The sequence below is a fragment of the Botrimarina mediterranea genome (assembly GCF_007753265.1).
Classification (GTDB): domain Bacteria; phylum Planctomycetota; class Planctomycetia; order Pirellulales; family Lacipirellulaceae; genus Botrimarina; species Botrimarina mediterranea.
Genome location: NZ_CP036349.1, coordinates 3,869,679 through 3,886,142, shown reverse-complemented (window position 1 = coordinate 3,886,142; position 16,464 = coordinate 3,869,679). Strand labels below are relative to the sequence as shown.

The window sequence follows — 16,464 nt, the reverse complement described above, 5'->3', positions numbered from 1 at the left end:
CCATCTGTGGCTAATAACTGAAATAGAAGGCAAGTCGCATGGCGTTACCTGATTCGGACCTTGAAGCGATCCAGCAGCTCGGCGCTGCGCACAAGCGGCTGACGGCGGAGCTGGGCAAGGTGATCGTGGGGCAGCAAGACGTCGTCGAGCAGTTGCTCGTCGCGCTGTTCGCGCGCGGGCACTGCGTGCTGGAGGGTGTGCCGGGGCTGGCGAAGACGCTGCTCATCCACACGCTCGCCGACGCGTTGTCATTGCAGTTCAGCCGCGTGCAGTTCACGCCCGACCTGATGCCCGCCGACATCACCGGCACCGAGGTCATCCAAGAGGACAAGGCGACCGGCCACCGCGAGTTCCGCTTCTTGCCGGGGCCGGTGTTCGCCAACATCGTGCTCGCCGACGAGATCAACCGCACGCCGCCGAAGACGCAGGCTGCTTTGCTGGAAGCGATGCAGGAACGCCAAGTCACCGTCGGCGGGGAACGCCACAAATTGCCCAACCCGTTCTTCGTGCTTGCGACGCAGAACCCGATCGAGCAAGAGGGCACCTACCCGCTCCCCGAGGCGCAGCTCGACCGCTTCATGTTCATGGTGAAGGTCGATTACCCCAGCGAAGTCGAAGAGCTGGCGATCGTCAAGCAGACGACGACCGACGTGAAAACAAGCGTCACGCCACAGCTCAGCGCCGAAGACTTGCAATCGATGGCCGACCTGGTGCGACGTGTGCCGGTGGCCGACCATTTGGCGCAGTACGCGATCCGCATCGTGCGGCAGACCCGCGTCGGCCGCGGCGAGAGCGGCCCGTCTAAGAACGACATGGTGGACCGCTACCTAAGCTGGGGCGCCGGCCCTCGCGCGAGCCAGTTCCTGGTGCTCGCCGCGAAGGCGCGCGCAGCCCTGCAAGGCCGGCACTGCGTCGAGATGGCCGACCTTCGCGCGGTCGCCCACCCCGTGCTACGCCACCGCATCGTGACGAACTTCAACGCCGAAGCGGATGGCGTAACGCCGGACCACGTAATCGACCGGCTCTTGGAAAGCACGCCGGCCGAAGCCGCGGCTTAAGTTTATTTACCGCGGAGTGCGCGGAGGACGCGGAGGAAATGTGAACTTCTGGCAGACAGTTGCAGTTGTCGCGATCACAGCGCTTCTCACATGGGTTGGGCATGGATTGGTCGCTGCGAACCAGCGAAAGAATGAGAAGGATCGCGCGCTAGAGCAAGAGAAGAGAGAGACTTACAAGCGATTCATGACGTTAATGTTCTCGATACTCCAGCAGAGTAAGAAGGTTATTGAGAACAGTGGCTTAAGCGACGACCTTGAAACGAGATTTTTCGAAGTTGCACGTGATATGACCATTTACGCGTCCGACGACGTGCTCGATCTGTGGGTGAAGTTTAAGAACATGGGAGAATCGGCTGACACCAAATACGTTCTCGCATTGGTAGGGGAATTGATGTCGGCAATTCGTACCGATCTTGGCCACACAAGCAGTCGTTTCGCAGCTAAAGACCTTCTTAGTACTTTCGTGACGGATATAGATTCGATCGATTTGCCTGCGGTGAGGTAATGACTTCGTCCTCCGCGTCCTCCGCGCACTCCGCGGTAAATCCTTAAAGAATGACCCCTTCCCCCGAACGCCTGCTCGACCCCGCCGTCCTCGCGCGGCTCAAGGGGCTACGGCTGCGCGCTGAGCGGATCGTCGAGGGCTTTGTCAGCGGCTTGCACCGCTCGCCTTACCAGGGTTTCAGCAACGAGTTCGCCGAGCACCGCGAGTACGTCCCCGGCGACGACCTGCGTTACGTCGATTGGCGCGCGTACGGCAAGAGCGACCGCATTTATCTGAAGCGGTTCGAGGAAGAGACCAACCTGATTGGTTACCTCGTGCTCGACGTGTCGGAGAGCATGACGTACCAGAGTGGGCAGTCGGCAGTGGGCAGTGGGCAGAAAGAGGCGAGCCGGCGACGTAAGTCGTCGGTGGAATCACCAGCAACCGCCCCGATGTCCAAACTCGAATACGCCCAAACCGCCGCCGCCGCGCTCGCATACCTGATCCTCAAGCAGCAAGACGCCGTCGGCCTGGCGACGTTCGACGACCGTGTCCGCACGCTGCTCAAACCCAGCGGCAGCCCCTCGCAACTGACGCCGGTGATCGACGCCATCGCGAAGAGCGATGGTCGCGAAAAGACTTCCGCTGGGCCCATCTTCCACGAGCTGGCCGAGCGCTTCAGCCGCCGCGGCGTGGTGATGATCCTCAGCGACCTGTTCGACGACCCCGAGCCGCTGCTGGCGGGCCTCAAGCACTTCCGCCACCGTCGGCACGACGTGATCGTGATGCATGTGCTCGACCCGGCGGAGCTTGAGTTCCCGTTCCAACAGCCGACGCTGTTCAAGGGACTCGAAAGCCTCGGCGAGTTGCTGGTGGACCCGGCACGGCTCCGTAAAGCGTACAAAGAAGAGTTCGACCGCTTCCGCAACGAGGTCGCCGCCGGTTGCCGCTCGCAAGGCGCCGACTACGTGCTGCTAAGAACCGACCGCCCCCTCGACGCCGCCCTCACCGCCTACCTCCACCAACGCCAAGCCCGCCTCCGCTAGCTCACTTTCACAACTACCTAAGAATGGGACTCGGATTGACGGGATATATGAGGATTGAAGGGGATCAAACACTCGTTGTATCTGCGTTCATCTCTTAAATCCGCGTCCATCCGCGTTCCATTTTTCGAACTAAGAATACTTTTTGCTACCAGAACAGAATCCGCTGCTCGCTTTTACGTTCGTCAACCTCGCCATGCTGGGTTGGTTGGCGGCGGCGGCTGCGCCGATAGTGATTCACTTGTGGATGCGGCAGACGCACCGTGAGACGGCGTGGGCGGCGGTGCGGTTCTTGAAGGCGGCTCTTGAACGCCAAGCCCGCAAGCTGCGATTGCAGCACTGGATCTTGCTGGCGATGCGGACGCTGCTCTTAGTGCTGGTGGCTCTGGCGGCGGCGAAGCCGCTGCTGGAGAGCGGACTGCTCGGAAGCGGCGCGCCGACGCACCGCGTGCTGGTGGTGGACGCGTCGCTGTCGATGAACGCCGTCGATGCGGAAGGAACTTCGGCGCTCGACCGTGCGAAGCGACTGGCGATCAAGCTCGTGGAGAACGCCCGAGCCGGCGACACCTATTCGCTCGTGGTGATGGGCGCCGACGCCGGCTCGCCGCTGGGCCGGCCGACCTCCGACGCCGCCGCCGCAAAGCGCGCGATCGAAGCGATCACGCCGTCGCAAGGCGTCGCCGACCTCGCACAAGCGCTCACCACGACGCAGCGTCTCGTCGATAGCGCCGGCGAGATCGGCGCCACGCAGCGCCAGGAAGTCGTGCTGCTCAGCGACCTCGGCGCCAACAGCTGGGGGCCGCTCGCCGCTGACGAGGGCACTACCGCTGCGGAGGCTTACAAGAAACTCGATGAAGCGGCGACGATCTCTGCCCTCGACGTGGGCGGTTCGCCGTTGCCGAGCGTCGCGATCACGTCCGCGGGGCTCGTGAACGGCTTCCCCACGCTCGCGGCGCCGATTGAAGTGCTGGCCGAGGCGCACGTTTACGACGGTCAAGAAGTCGAGCGGGTCGTTGAACTACTTGTTGACGACGCCGTTGTCGCGGAGCGCCGCGTGACCCTCTCCGGCGACAAGCCGACGCCGATCGACTTTGTGCACAAGATCGATCAACCCGGCGCCCGGTCCATTGCGATACGGATCGCCAACGAAGCCGGCGCCGAGGACCGCCTCGCCGATGACAACACGCGCTACGTCGCCGTGACGCTGCGTCCGCGCGTGCGGGTGCTGTGCGTCGCCGGCGCGCCGGGGGCGGCGGACTATCTGGCCGACGCGCTCGACCCGACGGGCGAGGGCGCGTTCGAGCCGGTCATCGTCAGCGACGCCGACCTGCCGACGGTGGATCTTTCGGAGTACGTTTGCGTTTTCTTGTCGAACGTGCGCGAACTCTCCGGACCCGAAGCCGAGCGCCTGCACGACTATGTCGAACGCGGCGGCGGTGTCGCTTGGTTGCTTGGGGACCGTGTTAGTCCGCAGCGCTACAACGAAACCTTGGGGCCACGGCGGGAGACGCTCGGCGCTACGCCGCGGCCCGACGTGCGCCTCGTGTCGGTGGACGTTAAGCCGCAAGCGGCTGAGGGCGAGGAGGAGGTGGCCTCTGATGGGACGCTAATGCCGGGGTGGTTGTCACCGTCGGTTGCCGCGCCGTCGTACCGTGTCGATCCGCTCGAGTACAAGCACCCGATCGTCCGGCCGTTCCAAGGCCAAGAACGCGCCGGGCTGCTCAACATTCCGGTGATGCGGCACTTGCCCATCGAACTCCCGAAGTCATCGTCGGCAACCGTCGCGATGGCGCTGGAGAACGGCGACCCGCTGCTGGTGACGGGCGAGATTGGCCGTGGGCGCGTGGCGGTGTTGACGACGGCGGCGACGCTTAGTTCGCTCGACCCGGCGACGGGGCAGGCGTGGACGGTGTTGCCGGCTTGGCCGAGCTTCTTGCCGATCGTGCGCGGCCTCGTGACGTATCTGGCGAACGACGCCGGCGCGCAGTCGCTGCTGGTAGGGCAGCCGATCGACGGTCGCGTCGCCAGTGGTTCGGCGGCACAGATCGCTGTCGAAGGGCCAACGGGCGGCGAAGTGGGACGCGTTGCTCCCGATGAAGCAGGCTCTTGGTCGTTCGCTTCCACGAAGCTCGCCGGCGTCTATCGCTACGGACCCGCGGGTGACGTGCCCGACTCGGCGGTCGCCGTGAACGTCGACTCGGCGGAGAGTGATCCGATGACCGTCGCGGTCGAGTTGCTCCCCGATTCACTCACCGTCCGCCGCGCAGTTGGCGACGCCGCAAGCGAGTCGGCCGCCGCAGCGGCGCCGACGCCGATCCACCGTTGGCTGCTCTACGGCGCGCTGGCGCTCGCGCTCATGGAACCGGCCGTCGCGTGCCTGTTCGGGAGGGGAAGCGGTTGAACGGCTACCTGCCAACACTACTGGCGCAAGCTGAGACCGAGGTCTGGCGCTTGCAAACGCACTGGACCTGGGCGCCGTGGATGACGCTCGTCTTCGTCGTCGCCGCCGTCGCGGCGGTAATCGCCTGCTATCGCTACGAGACGACGCCCGCGGGCTTCGCCTACCGGACGGCGCTGACGCTGCTGCGGCTGACAACGATCGCGTTGATCCTGGCGATGCTCAGCGAGGCTGTCTTCTCCGGCAGCCGCAGCGGCAAGCCGCGGCTGGCGATTGTGCTCGACCGCTCGGCGAGCATGGAGCGATCCGACGTGGGCGATTTATCAAAGACACGGCTCGAAGCGGCGAAGGAGTTGCTCACGGCCGATGAAGGCGATTTACTCCGCGACTTGCAGCGTGGCTACGAGCTCGAGCTGGCGGTTGTGGACGGCGCCATCGCGAACGCAGCAAAGGGCGCCGAGCAGATCACCGCGTCGCTTGGTGACGCGGAGACCTTGCCGGAGGCCGACGACACCGCCACGCGGCTCGGCGACGCGATCGCGGCTCAGCTCGACGGCGGTCCTGCCGCGCCGCTGCAAGGGATGCTCGTGCTTTCTGACGGGCAAGTGACCGCTGGCCGGTCGCTCGCCGACGCGGCCGAGGCGGCGCGGCGTTCGGGCGTGCCGCTCTATGTCGTCGGGCTCGGCAGCGAGGAAGCGCCTCCCGAGGCCCGGCTGTCGGACCTGATCGCCGATGACACCGCCTTTGTCGATGACTTGGTGGCGTTCAAGGCGACGCTCTCGACGCGCGGGCTCGAAGGCAAGCCGATCCGTGTTGAATTGCTGCGAGAGGGGTCGAGCAAGCCCGTCGCTACGGAGACCGTCACGCCAAAGAGCGGGACCGCAGAAGTGCGCCTCATCGATCGCCCTACGACGCCGGGCGAGTTTCGCTACACGCTCCGCGCAACCGCTCCCGATGAAGGCGAGGCGTCTGCGGCTCCAAGCGAGTTGACGCACTCGCTGCGCGTGCGCGACGACCAGATCCGCGTGCTGCTCGCGGCGGGGTACCCGAACTACGAGTATCGCTATCTCAAGCAGCTGCTGGAGCGCGACGAGACGATCCGCGTCGCGACGCACTTGCAAGAGGCCGACCCAGAGTACTCCGAAGCCGACCTGGCGGCGCTGCCGCGGATGCCGCTACGGCTGGAGGCGCTCGCCGAGTACGACGTGCTGGTGCTGGTGGACCTCGACCCGACGCTGTTGCCGCGGTCGCTGTGGGACGAGGTGGCGAAGTTTGTCAGCGAACGGGGTGGTGGCGTCGTGCTCGTTGCGGGGCCGCGTTACCTGCCCGGCGCCTATCGCGGCCGTGAGTCGTTCGTCGCCCTGGCGCCGACGGAAGTGGGTGAGTCTTCGTTCGGCGGCTGGGGCGACAAGAGCGGCTTCGAGGCGTTGCCGACGGAGCTGGGCCAGCAGAACCCGGCGATGGAGCTCGGCGACTCGCCCGCCGATAGCGGACGCATCTGGCGTTCGCTGGCGCCGCTTTACTGGCGCGCCGATGTGGGTCCACCTAAGCCCGCCGCGCAGGTGTTGGCGGTTCACCCGACGGCCCGCCTGGACCGCGGCGAACCTGCGCCGCTGATCGTGTCGCAGTACTACGGCGCTGGGCGCGTTTTGCTGCACGCCTTCGACGCGACGTACCGCTGGCGTTACCGGGTGGGCGACGTCTACTTCGCGCGCTACTGGGTGCAGACGCTGCGATCGCTTGCGCGCAACAAACAGGACGAAGCGTCGGCGGGACTCGAACTCGCCGCCGACAAGAGGCGTTACGAGCCGGGCGAAGCCGTACGGTTGCGTTTGCGCGACCAGCGGCCCGGCGCCGCTAAGGCCGAGACGGCGACCGTCGTGTTGCAATCGCCCGGCAAGGCGGAGCGACGCATCGAGTTAGCGGCCGGGGGCGAGGGGGGACGCTTCGAGACGACCGTCCGCGATCTGCCGCCGGGGCGCTATCGCGCGCTACTCGCCGAAGCGGGCGCCACGCCCACGGTGACCGAGTTCGAGGTCATCGCGCCACTGGGTGAGGACGCTCGGCCCGAGATGAACCGCGCCGGCCTCAACGCCGCGGCGGAGCGGTCGCGCGGCGTGTTCCTCACTCACGACGAAGCCCAACGGCTTGACGAAGTGATCCCCCCAGGCAGACCGACGGCGTTGGAATCACTACCACCAATCGAAATCTGGAACCGCTGGCCGCTGCTGGCGGGCATCACGGCCTGCCTCTGCGCCGAATGGATCCTCCGCAAACGCCGTGCAATGCTCTAATCCTCAATGGCGAGCCGGCGACGTTAGTCGTCGGAGGTTACAAGCAACCACCTAACGTGTCACAACCGCTCCTAGAACGACTCGACGCCACCGCCAACCGCTTGCGATCGGTCGCACGCTGGGCGACCGTCGGCTGGGTCACCGCCGCGGCGATCGGCCTGACGGCGCTGCTGGTACTGGTCGATTGGCTGGGGCGCTTCAATGATCCGGGGCTCCGCTGGTTGTTCTCCTTGACGCTCATCGGCGCGACGATCGGCGTCGCCGGGTGGGCCAAGCGGCGCCTGACGCCGCCTGACGCCACGCGACTGGGCGTCGCGCAGCGCCTTCAGCAAGTGCGTCCCGAACTTGGCAGCCGTTTGGCGAGCGCCGTTGAGTTCGCGGCGAGCGACGCCGGTGACCCGACCGCTGGCTCGGAGCAGTTGCGTCGGGCGGTAGTGGTCGAAGCCTCGAACGCGGCGGACTCGCTGCCTTTTGACGCGGTCGTCGATCGGACGCCGCTGTGGCGAGCGACACGCTGGCTCGCCGGCGCCGCCGCGGCGATGGCAATTGTCGCGTTGGTGTCGGGGACGGCGCTCGGGACGGGGCTGTACCGCTTGGCGGCGCCGTGGGCCCACGCGCCGTGGCCGCGAATGGTGACGCTCCGCGCGGTCGATCCGCCGACCACGCTCGCCCGCGGTGCGACGTTCGAGGCGACCGCCGTCAACGAATCGGGTCCGCTGCCGGGCGACGTGCGGATCGAGTACCGCTTCGCCTCCGACCAAGAAGGATCGAACCGGCGTGAGACGGCGCCCGCGCAGCTCGTCGGCGATCAGGCCGTCGCGACGCGCGAGCGGGTGCAGCGGGCGTTCGCGTATCGCTTCGTCGGCGGCGACGACGACACGATGGCGTGGATTGATCTTGAGGTGATCGACCCGCCTGTCGCGGAGCGTTATACGGTTTATGCAAAGCCACCGGCCTACAGCGGCTTACCGACGCTGATGGAATCCTCGGGGCCATTGCGTGTGCTGGCAGGTTCTGAGATCAACCTCCGAGGCGCGTCGGATAAGCCGTTAGCTGCTTCAACGGTCGTCTTACCGGGCGGCACTGAAGTCAAGCTACGGCTTGACGATGAGAAGAAGCAGTTTGTGTCCTTTCCGCTCGGTTGGAGAGCCGAAGTCGTTGAGGACGCCGCTGCCAAGCCGACTTACGAGGTGCGTCTCGAAGGCGATTCGGGCGTGAAGGGAATTGTCGGCCCACACCGCTACGAGGTCGTCGCCGACGCGCCGCCCGAGGCTAAGTGGCGCGCGACGGAAGAGGACGATGTCGTCACGGCCCGCGCGATTGTGGCGATCGCCGGCGTGGCGACGGACAACTTGGCGCTGGCGCGGGTCGATCTCGAGTGGACCGCGCCTCCGGCTGAAGAAGGCGAAGAGCCAGCGCCGCAGCGCGAGTTGATCGGCGAGGGCGAAGCGACGCCGCCCGCCCGTGCGTCGCTTGACGACGGCGACGAGGCGCCTATCGATTACGATTGGGACCTGGAAGCGCTCGGCGTGGAGCCGGGGAATGAGCTGGTGGTGTCGCTCGTCGCGACGGACTACGCGGGGCAAGAGGGTCGCACCAAATCGCCGCGGCGGCTGTTGGTGGTGACCGACGACGAGTACCAGTCGCGGCTCGCCGAGCGGCAGTCGCGGCTGTTGGGGCAGGTGCAGCAAGCGATCGCCACGCAACGCGACGCGACGACCGCGACAGGCGACCTCGCCGCTGACACACAGCAGGCCGGCGCCGTCGATCGCGCGCAGCTCGACCGGCTGACGTCGATCGAATTCCAACAGCGTGAGGCGGCCGCCGCGGTTGATGATCCCTCGTCGGGCGCGGCGGCGGCGGCGAAGCGACTGCTCGAAGACCTGCAGCGCAGCCGGCTGGAAGCGCCCGAGCTTGCCCAGCAACTCGCTTCGGCGGCGGAGACGTTAGAGCAAGTCGGCGAGGGGGCGATGCCCGCGGCGCGTGGCGAGCTCGCCTCGGCACGGCGTGTCGGGCAGCGCGCGAACGAGCCGAATGCCGACAAGCAGCAAGCGGCCGGCGAGTTCCAGGAGAGGCTAGGCGACGCCCAGACGCAGCAAGCGGAAGCGATGGAACGCCTAGAACAGGTTGCGGATTTGCTCACTAGTTGGGCCGACTACCAGCGGTTCGCTGGCGAAGCGGCGGCGCTGGAGAAGATGCAGCGCGGTCTCGCCGATGAAGCGCAGAAGCAAGCCGCGGCGATGGCGTCGAAGCTGATGCCCGACCCGACACAGGCCGAGCGCGACAAGCTGCTCACCAGCCAGGCCGAAGTCGCGCGGCGGTTCGACAAGCTCCGCGCCGCGATGCAGAAGCTGTTGGCGAGCCAGCCCGAGGGCGCCGAGCCGACAACCGCTTCGGAGTCGGTGAGCGACGCACTGGCCGAGTCGGACGACGCCGACGTGGCGGGCAAGCTGCGCGAAGCGTCGAGCGACTTGGCGCGCAGTCGGACTGGTGCGGCTTCGCAGGCGCAGCGCGGCGCGGCCGACGGACTGCAGGCGATGGTCGAGGCCTTGCGGCAACGGACGACGACCGATCCGGAGGAACTCGCCAAGCGTCTGGAGCAAGAGAAGGAACGGCTCGCCGAGGTGCAGCGCGAGGTGGAAGAACTCAAGCAGCGGCCCGACACCCGCCAGACCGCCCAAGCCCGCCAGCGTGCGGCGTCGCGCGCGGCGCGGGCGAGTCGGCGGCTTGAGCGGCTCACCGCGTCGCAAGCGGCTGCCAGCACCTCGCAGGGCGCGCAGCAGACCAGCGGAGAAGAGCAACAGGGGAGCCAGCAAGAGCAGCTGGCTCAAGCGGAAGAGTCGTTCGAGCAGGCGCAGCGTGAAATCGATCAGGCGATCCGCGAGATGCAGAACCGGCAGACGCAGCGACTACTCGACCAGCTCAAGGCGCGGATCGACGGCTACATCGAGCGGCAGGAAGGCGTGCTCGACACGACGATCGGTCTCGAGCATGCGGCCGATCGGCAGCGGCTCGACGCCGAGGCGCCGGAGCTAGCGGCGAGCGAACGGGACTTGGCGGACGAGCTGTCGCGCTTCGCCGAAGAACTCGGCAAGCGTGCCGTCTTCGAGCTGGCGCTCGGCGGCGCCGCGGATCAGACGACGGAGGCGGCGAGCCGGCTCGAAGAGTCGCGCGTCGATTCGTCGACGCAGCGGCTCGAGTCGATGGCGCTGCGTCGATTGCAGCACATCAAGGAAGTGCTGGAGCAGACGCCGCCCGAGCCGCAGGAGGACCAGCCGCAGCAGGAGGGCGGCGGGGGAGGGCAGGGGGGCCAGCCGCCACCGCCCTCGCCGATCGACGTGGCCGAGCTGAAGATGCTGCGGCTGATGCAGCTCGAGGTGCTGTCAGAGACCGACGCTTACGAGGCGGACACGGCGACGGCCCGACGATCGGGAGAACCGCTCCCCCCGGACTGGGGCGACCAGGGCCAAGAGCTCGCCGACCGCCAGCGGCGCTTGGCCGAGCTAGCCTTGGAGTTGTCGGAGCGGGATAATGATCCCGAGGCGGAGCCGCCGCCAGAATAAGCCTAATAGTGGCTATTTCGATTCGAGGCGTTGGCGCCAATTTGCTATAATTGCAGCGTTGTTGGGCGGCCCCCGCCTGCCGCGTTGCGATGGATTCGAGTTCTGGCAGGCGCGGCCTGCCCCACGCCCGCACGGAGCATCCGATGTCGAAGCGAAAAGGCCTGATCGCGCTGCTCACCCTCTGGTGCTTGCCGCTGATCGCTGCTGCCGCGCCGGCGCCGGTGGTTGGCAACCTAGGCGACAGCCTGCTCGACGATGACTTGGCGAAGTCGCTGTCGCCCGCGCCGGAAGCACGGCCTGAACCCGCGGGGCCCGGGGCCTTTGTTCCACGCGACGAGATGCTCGACCGCCTGCTCAAGCAAGGCGGCGCAGAGACGGCGGGGGAGGACGTTGGCGAGTCGCCGCTGGCGGGCGTCGTCAACGGCATGCGCCAAGCCGAGTCGCTGATCCGGGACGACGCGAAGGTTAAGCCCGCCGTGCCGGTTCAGAAGCAGGTCGTCACGCGGCTCGACCAGTTGATCGCCGAGATGGAGAAGCAGTGCCAGGGCGGCAACTGCAACAAGCCGCCATCGGACCAAGAGAAGCAGGCCTCGAAGCGCAGCCAGCCGAAGCCGGGCGAAGGTAAAAAGCAGGGCGAAGGCAAGAAGCCGGCGCAGGCGTCGAAGAAGCTCGCCCAGAAGGCGAACCAGTCGGGCACGAGCGGCAGCAACGCCGGCATTTCCGACACCGACCCGGCCGAGCAACAAGAGCTGCTCAAGGCCGCGTGGGGTCACCTCCCCGAGCGGATGCGTGAGCGGATGCTGCAAGGGTCCGACAGCGAGTTCCTGCCCGAGTACCGTGACGAGTTGCAGCAGTACTACCGCCGCCTCGCGGAGCGCTCGAGCCGGGAGGCGCCGTGACACGGCAGCTTGCGGCGGCAGTTCGAACCGATTTTGTGGGAGGGGTCTCCCGACCCCGATTACGCGCACCATGCCGTTTCGGTATGGATGCCGTGATCGGGGTCTGGAGACCCCTCCCGCGATTGCTTTTGCTGGTGGGCGCCCTACTCACGCTGCCATTGGCGTCTGTCGAAGCCGCTGAGGGGGCGACGCCCGACGAGACCGCGCTGGAGATGGTCGCGCCGGCGGACCGCTCGATCGACCGCGGGTTGCGTTACTTGGCCGAGGCGCAGCTCGCCGACGGGTCGTTCGGCGGTCGTGGTCAGCAGATGGGGAACAACCCGGCGATCGTCGCGCTGGCGGGGATGGCGTTTCTGGCTAGCGGGAGTACGCCCGACCGCGGGCCTTACGGCGAGAACGCGCAGCGCTGCGTCGATTACCTCTGCGAGAACACCCAGCCCAGCGGGTTCATCGCTGTCGGCGGCGCTACGAGCCACGGGCCAATGTACGGGCACGGCTTTGCGGCGCTGTTCCTCGCTGAGGCGTATGGCATGTCGCCGCGCGACGACTTGCGCGAGAAGGTCGCCGCCTCGGTGCGGCTGATCGTCTCGGCGCAGAATCCCGAAGGGGGTTGGCGTTACCAGCCCGTGCCGACCGACGCCGACATCAGCGTGACGATCTGCCAGATCATGGCGTTACGGGCGGCGCGGAACGCAGGAATCCATGTGCCGGCGGAAGTGGTCGATCGCTGCATCGCGTACGTGAAGCGTTGCCAGGTCGAGGACGGCGGGTTCGGCTACACGCCCCGTGACCGTTCGAGCCAGTTCCCACGTTCGGCGGCGGGCGTCGTGGCGCTCTACAGCGCGGGCGTCTACGACGACGACGCGGTTGAGCGTGGGCTGTTGTATCTTGATCGGCAGCTGCCGGTTGGCGATCGGGCGTCGCGTGCGGGTCACTTTTACTACGGCCACTACTACGCCGTGCAGGCGATGTGGCAGGCTGGCGGCGACCGCTGGGACCGCTGGTACCCGACGATCCGCGACCTGTTGATCGGCGCGCAGCTGGGCGACGGGTCTTGGCAGGACGGCAATGGGTCGGCGTACGGCACGGCGATGGCGTGTGTCATCTTGCAAACGCCAAACAATCAACTGCCGATCTTTCAGCGTTAGTTAACCGATCCATGCGACACGCATCCGTTAGCGGTATGAATCGCGCAGAGACACAGAGGCGCAGAGGTGTCGTGGCAGCGCTCGTCGTTGGGTGTTTGTTTACGGGCAGTTTTGTATTGGCGGATGGGACGGCTGTCTTTGCGGGCGGTGAGCGGATCGAGGAGGCGGCGATCAAGGCGTTCTCGGTTGATCGCGATGGTGTTGAGGGCGTGCTTGTCGTTGATGGCGAAGAGCGGGAGCTATCGGGCCTTGTCCGTTGGGGTGAGCCGCGGGCAGCCGTGACGCGTACGGCGGTGGTGCTGGAGGATGGGTCGCGGCTCGTGTGCGATCGGCCTTGGTCGCCGGCGGGGCTGGCGCGGGTGGATGAAGCGACGGTGCGGCTGCGACGTGGCAAGGGTTGGGTCGATTTTCCCCGCGAATCGGTGGCTTGGCTGCTGCTGACACCCGAGGCGGTGGGGCTCGATGTCGAGCGACTGCCGTCGGTTGATGTCGTTGATGGTGAGGACGTTGTCTTGCTTGTTGGCGGCGACCGGTTGATCGGCCGCGTCGAATCGCTGACGAATGACACGCTGCGATTGGTCGTGGCCGACGAAGCGATCGATACTCCCCTCGAATCGGTCGCCGCTCTGCGGCTTAGCGGCGGAAGCATAGAACGCACTGAGGCGAAGTGTCTTGTCGGCCTCGCGGACGGCTCGCTTCTAAAGGCTGACGACCTGACGGTCGCCAACGACTCGTTCACCGCGAAGGCCTCTGGCGCCGAGGTGACGGGCGAAGCGGCGACGCTCGTCTTGATCCAGCCCCTCGCCTCGGGCGTGCGGTATCTGTCGGACCTCGAGCCGGCGGACTATCGGCACACGCCGTACCTCGACTTGCCGTGGCCCTACACGCGCGACGGGGGTCTCCGCGGCGGGCCGCTAGTCGGCGGCGGGCGGCGGGCGGCCAAGGGGATTGCAATGCACACCGCGGCGCGGCTGGTGTATCGGCTCGATGGCTCGCCGCAGCGCTTCCAGGCCGAGATTGCCGTCGCCGATCCCGAGCCGGGCGCGGCTGCGACAGGGAGCGTTTCGTTCCGGGTCTACTTGGTGAAGGAAGGCAAGTTCGAGCCCGCCAACGAGGGTTACGTGATGCGTGTCGGCGAGGCGGCGCGGCCGATCGACATCGACTTGGCGGGCGCCGCTGCGCTGGCGCTGGTGGTGGACTTTGCCGACGACGGCGACGCGGGGGATGACGCCTTGTGGCTCGACGCGCGACTAGTTTCTGTCGAGTGACGGAAGGTTGGGACGAGGGACGGGGGAGAGCGAAAGCGGGCTCAGGGCTTGTCCTGATGTGCATCCTGCATCAATCGTCCTAAGTCGAATCCGGCGCCGAAGAACCGGACGCTAAGGCGTGCCGGCTGATCTTGCTGGTAAGGACCATCAGCCGCGGGGCCTTAGCCCCCGGTTCTCTTGCCTCAAGCCTCAGGTCTCACAAGCGCAAGCGGTCTCACCCCCGGCACGAGGCAACGGACTAGAACCGAGACGGCGGGGGCATGCGAAGGCCCGCTCGGCCGATTAAGCTGGAGAGTCTTCCCCTCAACCAGCGATTCGTTTCCTTTGTTCATTGGCCCCGTTTTCACGCGCGAGGCGATCACCGCCCCGCGGCGACCGCAGTTCTTTGTCGCGCGAGTGCTCCTCGTCGCGGCGCTGCTGGGCCTTGCGCTGACGGCTTGGCAGGTGTTTGTCGGCTCGAGCGGCGGCGGCGAGCTAGACGGGCCGGGCGACCTGGCGCGGTTCGGTCGCGTCGTGTTCGAGCTGTTGACGCCGCTGGTGCTCACCGTGGCGGTGCTCTTTTCGGCGCTCTTCTCGGCGGCGGCCGTGTCGCAGGAGAAGAGCAAGGGGACCCTGCTGCTCTTGCTGCTAACGGACCTGAGCAACAGCGAGCTGGTGATCGGACGGCTGTTGGCGAGTTTGCTGACGGTGCTGGTGTCGACGCTGGCTGTCGCGCCGTTCCTGTTGCTAATTGCGCTGCTCGGCGGCGTCGATCACTGGCAGATCGCCTGGGCGCTCGCGGTGACCGTAGCGGCGGCGTTGGCGTCGGGGAGCCTTGGTTCGATGCTCGCCCTCTGGCGTGAGAAGACGTTTCAAGCGCTGGCGTTGACGGCGATCGGCTTGGTGCTGTGGCTGGCGCTGGGCGAGGTGATCGCGTCGGGGGTGTTGGGGACGCCGCTGCTCGGGATGAACGCCGACGACCTTGCGGCGCGGGTTAGCCCCTGGCGGGCTTTGACCGCGGCGATGGAGCCGCGTTGGGGCCGGGCGCCGGCGTTGTTTGGGATCGATCAACCGGTCGCCACCGGCGCCGAGTCGGCGGCATGGTTCGTTGGGGTGGGAGTCGGCCTGACGATGCTGCTCAACGCCATCTCGGTGGGGATGGTGCGGGTTTGGAACCCGTCACGCGAGCTTCGCGCGACGCCGGCGGGCGCCGCGTCGTCGGCGCCGCGGGAACGCGTGATCGCCGAGACGATCTCGCCGACGGCGCCCGACGAGAGCACGGTCGTCGTTGGCAAGGCGCGCGGGCAAGACGCCGCGGTCCACCACGCCGGCGGTCAGTCGCGGCCCGTGTGGGACAACCCCGTGCTGTGGCGCGAGGTCCGCACCTGGGCCTACGGCAAGAAAGTGCTGGTGGTGAAAGCGGCTTACCTGGTGATCTTCGTCGTCTGTGCGTTGGCGACGGTCCAGACGCTTGGCGATGCTGCGGCCTTGCGGTCAGCGATCCCGCCCGCGGCGTTGCCGATGGCGCCGCTCTTGGTGGTGAGCCTCGTGCTGGTGAACGCCCTGTCGGTGACTTCGCTGACCGGCGAGCGCGACGGCAAGTCGCTCGACCTTCTGCTGACGACCGACCTCTCGCCGCAGGAGCTGATCCTCGGCAAGCTCGGCGGCGCCTTCTGGAACTCGCGCGAGATGATCGTGCTGCCGCTCCTGCTGTGCGGCTATCTCGGCTGGGTCGGCGCCGTGAGCGGGTGGGAACTGGGCGTGCTGATGGCGTGCGTCGTGGTGATGGATGTCTTTGCGGCGGTGCTTGGTTTGCACGCGGCGATGATCTACTCCAGCAGCCGCAAGGCGATCGGCGTCAGCGTCGGCACGCTGCTGTTCTTATTCCTGGGCGTCTCGACGTGCATGCGGATGATGCTCGCGCTGTCGAACACGTTCGACGGCCAGTTGGCTTCGTTCCTGGGCTTTATCGTTGGCGGCGGGCTGGCGTTGTTCGTGGCGTTGGCGTGGCGGAACCCCTCGACGGCCATGGCGCTGGCGAGCTTCGCGGCGCCCTTCGCGACGTTTTACGCGATCGTGAGCTTTCTGCTCGGGAGCTACAGCCTAGTGGGGTTTGCGACGGTAGGCACCTTTGGGTTCGCGACAGCGGCGATGCTGGTTCCGGCGCTGTCCGAGTTCGACATCGCGACGGGGTCGCAACCGACGCGCGAAGACTGAGGCGAGCCGGCGACGTTAGTGGGGCGATTCACTCCGACCACTGACGTGGCCGGCTCGCCCCAGCGGTTATTCCCGTGGCGGTCGTCGGCAGCATCGTGGTTGTGCTAGGATGG

At 66.8% G+C, this 16,464-nt stretch carries 10 protein-coding genes; all 10 read left to right on the top strand.

What is annotated here, in order from left to right; genetic code table 11:
- Positions 1–38: 38 nt before the first annotated feature.
- A complete protein-coding gene (locus Spa11_RS14895; protein WP_145113621.1) occupies positions 39–1,058 on the top strand; it encodes an AAA family ATPase in 1,020 nt (339 codons plus the stop codon).
- Positions 1,059–1,098: 40 nt separating this feature from the next.
- Complete coding sequence (locus Spa11_RS14890) at positions 1,099–1,563, top strand: hypothetical protein (RefSeq protein WP_145113619.1); 465 nt, start codon at positions 1,099–1,101, stop codon at positions 1,561–1,563.
- Between the two features lie 50 nt (positions 1,564–1,613).
- Positions 1,614–2,588 carry a DUF58 domain-containing protein gene (locus Spa11_RS14885; RefSeq protein WP_145113616.1) on the top strand — a complete coding sequence of 325 codons (975 nt, stop codon included), beginning with the start codon at positions 1,614–1,616 and terminating at the stop codon, positions 2,586–2,588.
- A 142-nt stretch (positions 2,589–2,730) separates the two neighbouring features.
- Positions 2,731–4,986, top strand: a complete 2,256-nt coding sequence (locus tag Spa11_RS14880) for a VWA domain-containing protein (protein WP_145113614.1) — start codon at positions 2,731–2,733, stop codon at positions 4,984–4,986.
- Positions 4,959–7,277 (top strand): VWA domain-containing protein, encoded by a 2,319-nt coding sequence (locus Spa11_RS14875; protein ID WP_145113612.1) that lies wholly within the window; start codon positions 4,959–4,961, stop codon positions 7,275–7,277. Before Spa11_RS14880 ends, Spa11_RS14875 begins: the two co-directional genes overlap by 28 nt.
- A gap of 56 nt (positions 7,278–7,333) precedes the next feature.
- Entirely contained in the window at positions 7,334–10,840 is a 3,507-nt protein-coding gene (locus Spa11_RS14870; RefSeq protein WP_145113610.1) for a hypothetical protein, read from the top strand.
- A gap of 143 nt (positions 10,841–10,983) precedes the next feature.
- Entirely contained in the window at positions 10,984–11,739 is a 756-nt protein-coding gene (locus Spa11_RS14865; protein ID WP_145113608.1) for a hypothetical protein, read from the top strand.
- Between the two features lie 134 nt (positions 11,740–11,873).
- A complete protein-coding gene (locus Spa11_RS14860; RefSeq protein WP_197529419.1) occupies positions 11,874–12,887 on the top strand; it encodes a prenyltransferase/squalene oxidase repeat-containing protein in 1,014 nt (337 codons plus the stop codon).
- Positions 12,888–12,958: 71 nt separating this feature from the next.
- The gene (locus Spa11_RS14855; protein ID WP_197529418.1) at positions 12,959–14,155 is read left to right on the top strand and encodes an NPCBM/NEW2 domain-containing protein; all 1,197 of its coding nucleotides are present in this window, start codon (positions 12,959–12,961) and stop codon (positions 14,153–14,155) included.
- A 324-nt stretch (positions 14,156–14,479) separates the two neighbouring features.
- On the top strand, positions 14,480–16,351 hold the full coding sequence (locus Spa11_RS14850) for an ABC transporter permease subunit (RefSeq protein WP_197529417.1): 1,872 nt from the start codon (positions 14,480–14,482) through the stop codon (positions 16,349–16,351).
- Positions 16,352–16,464: the final 113 nt, after the last annotated feature.